This window comes from Brotaphodocola sp., from assembly GCF_050873065.1.
In the GTDB taxonomy this organism is placed as follows: Bacteria; Bacillota; Clostridia; order Lachnospirales; family Lachnospiraceae; genus Brotaphodocola.
In genome coordinates this window covers 69,146-80,216 of sequence record NZ_JBNMIC010000007.1, presented here as the reverse complement: position 1 = coordinate 80,216, position 11,071 = coordinate 69,146, and the positions used below count along the sequence as shown (strand labels likewise).

Below are 11,071 nucleotides of genomic sequence, written 5' to 3'. Positions count from 1 at the left end.
TAATATGATATTGTAATAAGTATTTGTGTCTGTTTTTAGATTTCCATGTTCCCATGATATAAGCATACAATAATATCTAACTTTTGGCTACCTTAACCCACCGTCTAAAGTCAGTGGGATTGCGGTAGCCTCATTTCAAAATTTCTTTTTATTTTTTTTTGATTTTGTGCAATAAAAATGTCTCCACCTGCATTAACCTATTGAACGGATGAAAAGAGCTTTTGTTTTTGGCAGAGGCGAGGCAGTAACCAATCAGGTATTTTAAATTATTTTTTTCGAAATTCCTTGATGCATTACACCCCATCACACATACGCCTTTCCACTGTCAGAGACAAGACTATTTTCAATCAGCGGAAGCGTCACTGGCGCTTCCCTGATATGCATAACAACAAAAAAAACATGAAAAAGAAGCGCAACTTCCGGAAATCTTCCGAGAGTTACGCTTCTTTTTTTATTGCCTTTTTATTTTTATCAGGGCGTGTCATCCGCACGCCCACTGGTTCAAACAGATCTTACATCATACAATCAATCTTTATCTTTTCTTCCGAATAAGCCCTTCTTATGCTTCTCCTTCGGCGGTTCTTCCCCGCGCATCAGAGCATCGTAAGTGCGAAGAGCTTCCTTCTGGGCCTCCGTCATGCGATCCGGCACCTGGACAACGAGGGTGACATAGTGATCTCCGCGCAGATTGCGGTTGCGCAGGGACGGAACACCCTTGCCCTTCAGACGGACTCTCGTATCGGTCTGGGTTCCCGGTTTCACCTCAAACTCAACCTCACCATCGACCGTCTTGATGCGGATCGGTCCGCCGAGTGCCGCCGTTGCAAAGGAGATCGGAACGGTTGAGAACAGACTCGTATCCTGACGCTTAAAGATCGGATGCTGGGAAACCACGATCTCCACGAGCAGATCGCCTCTCTCGCCACCATTCGTTCCCGGCTCGCCGCCGCCTGCACAGCGCACGCACTGACCGTTGTCGACACCGGCAGGAATCGTCACCTTGAACGTCTTCTTCTTCGTGATGTATCCGGTACCGTAGCAGTCCGGGCACTTCTCCTTGATAACCTTACCCTTACCACCACACTCCGGACAGGTCTGGACATTCTGCACCTGACCAAAGATCGACTGCTGGGTGTAGAGAATTCTTCCCTTACCACCACATTTCGGACAGGTCTCCGGGGAGGTTCCAGCCTTCGCTCCGCTTCCGTGGCAGGTTGCGCACTCCTCCTTGAAGTTGATCTCAACTTCCTTTTCGCAGCCAAAAACGGCTTCCTCGAATGTAATGCGGACTGCTGTGCGCACATTTGCTCCACGCGCCGGACCATTGTAGGAGCTTCCGCCACGGCTTCTGCCGCCGCCGAAGAAATCTCCGAAGATGTCTCCGAAAATATCGCCCATGTCGCTGTAATCAAATCCACCGAAACCGCCTGCTCCGCCGCCTGCGCCTCCGTCGAATGCTGCATGGCCGAACTGGTCATACTGTTTTCTCTTCTGCGGATCACTGAGAACACTGTACGCCTCAGATGCTTCCTTAAATTTCTGTTCAGCCTCTTTATCCCCCGGATTGGCATCCGGATGATATTTCTTGGCAAGCGTGCGGTACGCTTTCTTCAGAGTGGCCTCGTCAGCATCTCGTGAAACGCCCAAGACCTCATAATAATCTCTCTTATTCTCTGCCATAACCAGGTTCCCTTTCTTCTTCGCGCTGTGATAGACGGCTTATGCTCAAACGGCTTTCCGGCACGTCCTCGATATACAAAGCAACGAAATGGCTGTCGCATATCCCTTGGGAGCCCCTTTCAGGACTCCCTGGGAATACGCGCCAGCCTGCTTTCTATCTTACTTTTTAATTATGCCTGCGCCACAGGCTTATTATTTTTATACTTCTTTGAAGTCGCCGTCGATAACGTCGTCGCCGTCGTTTCCTGCATTACCTGCATTTGCGCCAGCTGCTCCGCTCATATCCGGGCCTGCACCCTGAGCGCCTGCTGCACCTGCCTGGCTTGCCTCGTAAACCTTAGCAAACAGAGCCTGTGCACTCTTCATCAGCTTCTCCTTGCCAGCCTTGATGTCCTCTACCTGAGCGTCGGTCATCTGATCGATCGGTGCGCGGTTGATTGCATCCTTCAGGGCATTCAGATCAGCCTCAACAGCAGCCTTGTCGTTTGCTGCGATCTTGTCGCCAACTTCCTCCAGTGCCTTCTCGGTCTGGAATACCATTGCATCTGCATCGTTTCTTGCATCGATGCCTTCCTTCTTCTTCTTATCCTGAGCCTCGAACTCAGCAGCTTCCTTGACTGCCTTGTCGATGTCGGCATCGGACATGTTGGATCCGGAAGTGATCGTGATGTGCTGCTCCTTACCGGTTCCGAGATCCTTTGCGGATACGTTTACAATACCGTTTGCATCGATATCGAAGGTAACCTCAATCTGCGGAACACCTCTTCTTGCCGGCGGGATACCATCCAGACGGAACTGGCCGAGGGTCTTGTTGTCACGGGCAAATTCACGCTCACCCTGTACAACGTGGATATCTACTGCAGTCTGGTTATCTGCTGCGGTGGAGAAGATCTGGCTCTTTCTGGTCGGGATTGTGGTGTTACGCTCGATCAGCTTGGTTGCGATGCCTCCCATGGTCTCGATGGACAGAGACAGCGGAGTTACATCCAGCAGAAGCACATCACCTGCGCCTGCATCGCCTGCAAGCTTACCACCCTGGATTGCTGCACCGATTGCAACGCACTCATCCGGGTTCAAGGACTTGCTCGGCTCACTGCCGGTCATCTGTTTTACCTTCTCCTGTGCTGCGATCATTCTGGTGGAACCACCTACCAGAAGAACCTTGCCCAGATCAGAAGTGGTCATGCCTGCATCTCTTAAAGCGTTCTGTACCGGAACTGCGGTGCGCTCGATCAGGTCATGGGTCAGCTCATCGAATTTTGCTCTGGTCAGATTCATATCCAGATGCTTCGGGCCATCTGCGGTTGCAGTGATGAACGGAAGGTTGATGTTGGTCGTGGTAGCTGTGGACAGCTCCTTCTTTGCCTTCTCAGCTGCTTCCTTCAGTCTCTGCATAGCCATCTTATCGTTGGACAGGTCTACGCCCTCAGCCTTCTTGAACTCGTCAACCAGCCACTGGGTGATACGGTTATCGAAGTCATCGCCGCCCAGATGAGTATCACCGTTGGTTGCCAGAACCTCGATGACGCCATCACCGATCTCGATCAGGGATACATCGAAGGTACCACCACCAAGGTCGTATACCATGATCTTCTGCTCTTTCTCGTTGTCCAGACCATAAGCAAGTGCTGCTGCGGTCGGCTCATTGATGATACGCTTTACTTCCAGACCTGCAATCTTACCTGCATCCTTTGTAGCCTGACGCTGAGCATCGTTGAAGTATGCCGGAACGGTGATAACTGCCTCGCTTACCTTCTCGCCCAGATAAGCCTCTGCATCTGCTTTCAGCTTCTGCAGAATCATAGCGGAGATCTCCTGCGGGGTGTAGCTCTTGCCGTCGATGGTTACCTTATAGTCGGTACCCATATGTCTCTTAATAGAAGCGATCGTGCGGTCTGCATTGGTTACAGCCTGACGCTTTGCCGGCTCACCTACCAGACGCTCACCAGTTTTTGTAAATGCAACAACAGACGGGGTTGTACGAGAACCTTCCTGGTTCGGGATAACAACCGGCTTTCCGCCTTCCATAACAGCTACACAGCTGTTCGTTGTACCAAGGTCGATACCAATAATCTTGCTCATAAATTTTTCCTCCTATCCACTCAGAGTCTATATTCTGCCTGATAAAATCAGGTACTAAGTGCCTTTAGTTTGCTACCTGTACCATGCTGTGACGCACCACGGTACCGCGGTATTTGTAACCCTTCTGGAGTTCCTGGGAGACTTCATTCTCTCCGAACTGATCGTCCTCCACATGCATCACGGCGTTGTGAAGATTCGGATCAAACTGCTGACCCTTCGCCTCGATCGCCTCGACGCCTGCATCCTCCAGAGTCTTTACAAACTGCTTGTAAATCTTTTCTATGCCTTCGGCAAAGGATGAACCCTTCTCGTCCTCCGGCACAGCCGCCAGACCTCGCTCAAAGTTGTCGAGCACCGGGAGAATCTTTTCAATGATATCTCTCGCTCCGACTTCATACATGGCAGATTTTTCTTTCTCCGTACGTTTGCGGAAGTTATCAAACTCTGCCATCTGTCTCTTGAGACGGTCCTGAAGCTCTTCTATCTTGGCATCCTTCGGATCTTTCTTTCCGGATGCTTTCTCAGCCCCGCTCTCCTTCTCAGTCTTCTCAGCCTCAGCAGCCTCGCTGCCTTCTGCCTGAGTATTCTCAACTGCCTCGTCCTTTACAGCTTCCGCTGCCTCGGACTCCGGAGTGCAGGCCTTATTCTCTTTCTTGCTGTCCTGACTCATGGTTTCTCACCTTTCTTCATTCTTAAAAGTCGCATCCAACTGTTTCATCAGGTTCTTCAGGGTTCCTAAAACTCTCTCATAATCCATTCGCTTCGGACCGATGATTCCGATCGTTCCTCGGATTCCCTCACCCAACTCGTAATTGGCGGTCACCACACTGCAATCTTTCATCGTCTGCAGCGGGGTCTCATTTCCAATGTACACCTGAATGCCATTCTCTCGATTCTCATCCGACTCATTCACATCGTCGATCAGCTCTCTCAGTTTGTCTTTCTGTTCTAACGTACTGATCAGCTGACTCGCTTTCTCGCCGTCGCTGAGCTCCGGGTATTTAAAAATATTGGTCGCACCGCTCGTATAAATCTGAAGATCATCTTCATCCGCCCGGATCGCCATCGCTACCTGCGTCAGCACCTGATCCACAATCTGACTGTACGAGCCAGCCCGTTCTTTCAGACGTGTGATCACATCCAGGTTGATCTCCTCGAGCGAGAGACCGTTCAGTGCGCTGTTCAAAAGAATATTCAGATTCAGCAGTTCCTCCTGACTGATCGCACTCGGCACATCTAACATCGTGTTCTTGACCAGATTTCCTTCCACAACCACAACGACGAGAAGTTTGTGCTCATCCATCTGGGAGAGCTGAATAAACTTGAGTTTGTTGCGGTGGTACTGAGGTCCGCTGATCATCGCGGCGTAATTTGTGTTCGCCGCCAGCATCTGCGCCAGACGTTTCAGAACGAGTTCCACTCGGTCCACACGCTGAATCATCAGTTCCTTGACTTCGGTTACTTCCTGTTGTTTCTCCTGCATGATCTGATCCACATAGAAGCGGTATCCCTTATCTGAAGGAATCCGTCCCGCGGAGGTGTGAGGCTGCAGGATGTATCCCATCTCCTCCAGATCAGACATCTCGTTGCGGATCGTCGCGGAGCTGAGTTTCAGATCCGTGAACTTGGAAATCGTTCTGGAACCAACCGGCTCTCCTGTCTCCAGGTAAGTCTTGATGATCGCTTTCAGAATTGTAATCTTTCTGTCATCCAGTTCCATTTGACTTCCTCCTTCCGCATTATTAGCACTCGTTATTGAGGAGTGCTAACATTCTGTGATTAATATACTTTAATGGCACCCATTTGTCAAGAGGTTTTCTGAAATTTTTTGAGTTTTTCTTCTATTTATCTTGCTCTCTGCCCCTTATCAGACGTTTTATCAAAAATCCCTGTCAGTCCTCGTCGCACTTCTACATTTATATTTTTCCCCTGACATCATTGTAAAACTTAAAAAAAACAAACACTAAATCCCTGTTTTAGCAAACTCTGTAAAATCCTCTTTCCACATTTTTCCTTGACAAATTCTCAAAAACATGTAAAATAGGTACTCATGGCGCATATATTACAAAATTGTTACATATATTTAAAATGTGTGAATCATTTATTTACATTTTATTATGCAGTTATTCAATAATGATTACAAGCGATCAGCAGGTCTGTATCCTACCAGATTTGCCGGATGGAAAGCGTAACAATTTTGTCAACGAAGAAAGGAATGATGAGTTTGAAACGAGTATCCATATGTGCACTGCTTACCTTGATGATTACCCTTTTTGCCGGAACTGCTTTACAGGCATGGGCCGCTGAAAAGGCTGGATATTTTGATGAGATGGACGGAAGTGTGATTGTCGGATGGGGCTGGGATTCCTCCTCTCCAAACACAGCTGTGCCTGTTCACATCACAGTTACTAGAAAAGAAGACGGTGAGACCGTTGGAAATTACACTCCTACTGCCGGTGTTTACCGCGAAGATCTGGAAGCAGACGGCATTGGAAACGGTCGTCACGGCTTTAGAATCTCAATGGACTGGAACAGTCTTCCGGATGGAACCTACGAGATCCACGGATGGTCCGGCGATGAGGAATTTGCAAACACACAGACTTACATAAAAGGCGAAAAAGAGGAAGAAACCACCCAGTCAAGCGAGTCCACTGCTGATATTCAGGCATCATCCGCAGCAACCGGCATGCGTTCTCTCGGATATTTCCGCACAACCGGTTACTGTCCGTGCCGTCAGTGTTCTGAAGGATGGGGACGCCGCACAAGCACCGGAACCATCGCCACCTCCGGACGCACGATCGCTGTCGACCCGCGCATTATTCCATACGGAAGCAAAGTCATGATCGGCGGAGTCATCTACACCGCAGAAGACCGCGGAGGCGGAGTTCATGGAAAACATATCGATATCTTCTACGACAGCCACTCCCAGTCCAAGGCTCACGGAGTCAAGCAGCAGGAAGTTTTCCTCTTATATTAATCCCATAATAATCCCATAACAGAATAATATCCTATAATAAAAAGCTCTGGGTTTTCAGATCTGTTTAACAGAACCGAAAAACTCAGAGCTTCTTAATTTTGCGCTTTACTTTTCCGCCAGTTCCTTCTCATAAATCGCAATCACCTGCTTCATCGCATCCGGTCCCGGAGCACCGATCGTCACGCGTTTCTGCACGCAGGTCTTCATGCTGATTGCCTCGTAGACATCCTGCTCGAATACCGGGCTGATGCTCTTGAACTCCTCAAGGCTCAGATCATCAAGTGCACAATTCTTCTCGATGCACATCAGAACAAGCTGGCCAACGATTCCATGGGCATCACGGAACGGAACACCGTGATTTACAAGATAGTCTGCTGCATCCGTCGCATTTGTGAATCCATGCTTTGCGCTGTCTTCCATGCGGTTCTTATTGAACGTCATCGTGGAAATCATTCCGGTGAACAGGGCAAGGCTTCCCTTCACGGTATCAATCGCGTCAAAGGTCAGCTCCTTATCTTCCTGCATATCCTTATCGTAAGCTAACGGGATTCCCTTCATCACGGTCAGAATGGACATCAGCGCGCCGTACACGCGGCCGGTCTTTCCACGAACCAGCTCTGCGATATCCGGATTTTTCTTCTGCGGCATAATGCTGCTTCCGGTGCTGTACGCATCATCGATCTCGACAAAGCGATACTCGTTGCTGTTCCAGATGATGATCTCCTCACAGAAACGGCTCAGATGCATCGCAATCGTGGAGAGTGCGGAAAGAAGCTCAATCACATAGTCGCGGTCAGAAACAGAATCCATGCTGTTTAACGTCGGGCCATCAAAACCAAGCAGTTCTGCGGTGTACGCTCTGTCAAGCGGATACGTCGTTCCTGCGAGTGCTCCGGATCCAAGCGGGCAGTAATTCATGCGCTTGCGGATGTCATGCAGACGACCGCGGTCACGGCGGAACATCTCAAAATATGCACCCATGTGATGTGCAAGGGTCACCGGCTGTGCCTTCTGCAGATGGGTGAATCCCGGCATCCAGGTCTCCAGATTCTCCTTCATGATTTTTAACAGTTCTTCCAGAAGTGTCTTTACCAGAGCATCGATCTCATCAATCTCGTCACGGCAGTAGAGCTTCATGTCGAGTGCGACCTGATCGTTGCGGCTGCGTCCGGTGTGCAGGCGCTTTCCTGCCTCTCCGATGCGCTCAGTCAGATTTGCCTCAACAAACGAATGAATATCCTCATGCTCCTTCGTAAATACCAGCTTTCCGGACTCAAGGTCTGCAAGAATTCCCTTCAGACCCTCAATGATTGCCTTCTTGTCCTCCTCGGAAACAACGCCCTGCTTTGCCAGCATCGTCACATGGGCGATGCTTCCCTCGATGTCCTGATGATAGAACTTCTGGTCAAATGACAGGGACTCGTTGAAATTGTGTACCAGCTGATTTTCCTCTTTTGTGAAGCGTCCGCCCCATAATTTCATAATGCAGCTCTCCTTTTCTTTCTTGTATTTTATTTGTATTTTCGCAACCATTCATCCGATCCGCATATGCTCTGAATCCTCAGAATCGCTACTTTTCATTCTCATGATCGTCTTTCCCATCGCTCTGATTCTGACTCTGATTCTGTTCATAGAGGCGGGCTCCTTTGACCAGACGCCCCATTCCGAACATACCAAGCACGATCACAAGGCTCATCGCCGTGATCCCTGCACCGGTCATCAGACCTCCCGGGAAATATTTCATGGAAATCGTGTGTTCACCCGGAGTCAGCTCGACTCCGATAAAAGCATCCAGCACTTTCTCTGCCGTCTGCTCCTCTCCATCTACTAAAATCTTCCATCCCTTGTCATAGGGAATTGTCGTCATCATCACACCGGAATCCTTGCAGGTGATCGTTCCCTCGAGCTTGCGGTCCGTCCAGCTTGTCAGAACCCACGGTTCTTCCGATAAACGGTCATAGACGGAACGCAGTCCCTGCTCCGAGAAGCGATAGACACTGGCGTCAAGCACCTCGCTCGTCTCCTCCGCGGTCAGGACAACCTCCTCACCGGCAATGCACCAGCCAAGTTCGAGCAGGTAGCCCCGGTCCGTGTTTGTGAACGTCTTGCTTCCATTCCATGTGTCCGCCGTGACTTTCTCCACTTTTTTATTTCTGACATAGGCGTAGTACAACCCGCTCTCTGTCGGAGTAAAACTCATGGAAACTCCGTCACTCTGCACATCCATCATCATCTCAAGCACCTGGTCAGCCCCGACTGCATCTGCGAGACTGTTCTGGACATCGGCAGGCTTGCTGTTGTCTAAATTCCAGCGCTGAAAGAAATCCTCATCCACCAGAAATCCCAGCGGAAGCGTATACTTGTTTTCATACAGCCAGGTCTCATCTTCCTGTGCAAGAAACGTCTGAATATCTGACTTCTGCTGTTCCTGCGGATAGAGACCGTATTTTACGGAAAACAGAGAGTCAATCAGTGGTGTGCTTCCCGTAATGCTGTATGCATTCGTCGAACTCTCACAGCCAAGTTTTTTAAAGAGCTTCGAGAGATCTGCACTCGCTGTGGAAGAGAACAGCGATACGGATGGAAAATGCATCCATGCACCGTCGTTTTTCGTCTTCCCCTTCTCTTTCTTCATGCGGAAAAATGTCTTGTTCGGCATAACCATCGATACAAGATTTTCAACTGCCGCATTGTCCTTCGTGTACTCCGTCCGGCTCGTCGTCGTCACGCTCGTGACTGCCGTGTTGACTGCCGCCTCAACCGTCACGACCGCGAGCGTATAAAATAGGATGATACTGCGCCATCTCGGCTTTTTCCGGTACCATGCAATCCCCGCAAGATAAAGCGATAAAAACAGGATTGCCACATAGAAGACCGCAAAGTGAAACTGCTCATTGTCCTCAAGCAGTTTCTGTGCCATCAGCACAAAGGCAACTGCACAGCCAAACGCTCTCACCACCTGATTCCACGATGTCTGTGCCAGATGAATGTAAGCTTCATAGCAGATCAAAAGCACCAGCCAGATATAGATATATGACTGACGACACGGAAGGCTGTTCGGATAATGAAAACCGTGCCAGATATAGTTGAGCACATTGATCGAAAAACTTGCGAGGAAAAAGAGAAGCAGCACACAGGATACCACTTTTTCCTTTGGGCGGATCTGCCGGCATCCCAGATACAGGAAAAACAGCATGATCACTGCCACTCCGCAGTAAATATTCGGCCAATGGTCAAGACCGATCTCCGTCTCCACATTTCCGATGTGGCGCGCCAGCATATCAAAAATCGAAAAATACTGATTGACTGTCTGCGGAAAAGAAGAACTTCCCGATGCCGTCGACTGAAGCGCAAAGACCTCCGGTAAAAGAACCACTGCCGACAGACCGCCTGCCAAAAGCGAATACAGCGAAAATTCAAACAGGCGTCCCACAAACTTCTCCAGTGTCATCTCCTGCTCCAGGATCAGGAGCGCAATCATGTAAAAGACGAGAAACATGCAGGTCATGATCGAGATGTAGTAGTTTGACAGGATCGAAAAGCCTAAGAGCAGGCAGTATGCCATCCCCTTTCCTTCCCTGACAAGACGCTCCAGTGCCAGCATAATCAGCGGAAAGACCACAATGCAGTCCAGCCACATGATATTCCAGCTGTACGCCGCCATATATCCGGACAGCGCATAAAAAATTCCAAAAAATACGATTCCAAAATCCTGCGTCTTGCAGTGGTGTCTCAGATAGAACGCCATGCTCCAACCGCAGAGTCCGATCTTGATGACAATCGAGATCGTCATAAATTCAATCACATACTTTGCCGGACACAGAAGAATCAGCCAGTTTAACGGGCTTGCCAGATAGTAGGCAAAAAGTGCCGCAAAGTTGATGCCCATTCCGACGTCCCAGCTGTACAGCAGGCTTCCGCCGTGTGTCAGCTTATAACGAAATTCCGAAAAAAACGGTGCATACTGATGATACATATCCGTTCTGAGAAAAGATTCCTCCCCAAACGGAAAAATCCCTCTCTGGACAAAGATCAGCAGCATAATGATAACCGGAATCAGAAAGGACATGAGAAGTGCATGTCTCGGACTCACAATCTTTAAATTCGGAAAGGTCTCACATCCATACTCCCAGTCCCCATCCGATCCGGTCTGTCTCTGATCCTGCTCCTCAAGATCTTCCTTGAGATCCTCAATCAGTACCCGCTCCGTCTGTTTTGTCTCCTCTTCCTGCCTGCGCGCACGGATTCTCGCCGCCAGACTGCTCTCGCTGCTTTCCAACCCGTCCCGCCAGACCGGATGCCGGTCTTTTTTTGTCTCATTTTGCATAAATA

General features: G+C 49.5%; 7 protein-coding genes. 1 reads left to right on the top strand and 6 read right to left on the bottom strand.

All coding sequences use genetic code 11. From position 1 onward, the window contains the following. Positions 1–525: 525 nt before the first annotated feature. The 4 genes from dnaJ to hrcA form a co-directional block, all read right to left on the bottom strand. The gene (gene dnaJ / locus ACR0QE_RS03740; protein WP_432627023.1) at positions 526–1,680 is read right to left on the bottom strand and encodes a molecular chaperone DnaJ; all 1,155 of its coding nucleotides are present in this window, start codon (positions 1,678–1,680) and stop codon (positions 526–528) included. Between the two features lie 198 nt (positions 1,681–1,878). Next, entirely contained in the window at positions 1,879–3,762 is a 1,884-nt protein-coding gene (gene dnaK / locus ACR0QE_RS03735) for a molecular chaperone DnaK (RefSeq protein WP_432627022.1), read from the bottom strand. A gap of 64 nt (positions 3,763–3,826) precedes the next feature. After that, positions 3,827–4,432 carry a nucleotide exchange factor GrpE gene (gene grpE / locus ACR0QE_RS03730; RefSeq protein ID WP_432627021.1) on the bottom strand — a complete coding sequence of 202 codons (606 nt, stop codon included), beginning with the start codon at positions 4,430–4,432 and terminating at the stop codon, positions 3,827–3,829. Positions 4,433–4,438: 6 nt separating this feature from the next. Then, the gene (gene hrcA / locus ACR0QE_RS03725) at positions 4,439–5,482 is read right to left on the bottom strand and encodes a heat-inducible transcriptional repressor HrcA (RefSeq protein ID WP_432627020.1); all 1,044 of its coding nucleotides are present in this window, start codon (positions 5,480–5,482) and stop codon (positions 4,439–4,441) included. Positions 5,483–5,980: 498 nt separating this feature from the next. Here hrcA and ACR0QE_RS03720 point away from each other — a divergent pair, with 498 nt between their 5' ends. Beyond that, positions 5,981–6,739, top strand: coding sequence for a 3D domain-containing protein (locus ACR0QE_RS03720; RefSeq protein ID WP_432627026.1), 759 nt, complete (start codon positions 5,981–5,983; stop codon positions 6,737–6,739). Positions 6,740–6,844: 105 nt separating this feature from the next. Here the strand turns inward: ACR0QE_RS03720 and argH are convergent, their stop codons facing one another. Continuing rightward, positions 6,845–8,221 (bottom strand): argininosuccinate lyase, encoded by a 1,377-nt coding sequence (gene argH, locus ACR0QE_RS03715; RefSeq protein ID WP_432627019.1) that lies wholly within the window; start codon positions 8,219–8,221, stop codon positions 6,845–6,847. Between the two features lie 88 nt (positions 8,222–8,309). Next, positions 8,310–11,066 (bottom strand): YfhO family protein, encoded by a 2,757-nt coding sequence (locus tag ACR0QE_RS03710; protein ID WP_432627018.1) that lies wholly within the window; start codon positions 11,064–11,066, stop codon positions 8,310–8,312. Positions 11,067–11,071 lie beyond the last annotated feature (5 nt).

Coding starts and splice junctions, on each gene's coding strand:
- dnaJ (WP_432627023.1), bottom strand. CDS start 1,680: ATGGCAGAGAATAAGAGAGATTATTATGAGGTCTTGGGCGTTTCACGA.
- dnaK (WP_432627022.1), bottom strand. CDS start 3,762: ATGAGCAAGATTATTGGTATCGACCTTGGTACAACGAACAGCTGTGTA.
- grpE (WP_432627021.1), bottom strand. CDS start 4,432: ATGAGTCAGGACAGCAAGAAAGAGAATAAGGCCTGCACTCCGGAGTCC.
- hrcA (WP_432627020.1), bottom strand. CDS start 5,482: ATGGAACTGGATGACAGAAAGATTACAATTCTGAAAGCGATCATCAAG.
- ACR0QE_RS03720 (WP_432627026.1), top strand. CDS start 5,981: ATGAGTTTGAAACGAGTATCCATATGTGCACTGCTTACCTTGATGATT.
- argH (WP_432627019.1), bottom strand. CDS start 8,221: ATGAAATTATGGGGCGGACGCTTCACAAAAGAGGAAAATCAGCTGGTA.
- ACR0QE_RS03710 (WP_432627018.1), bottom strand. CDS start 11,066: ATGCAAAATGAGACAAAAAAAGACCGGCATCCGGTCTGGCGGGACGGG.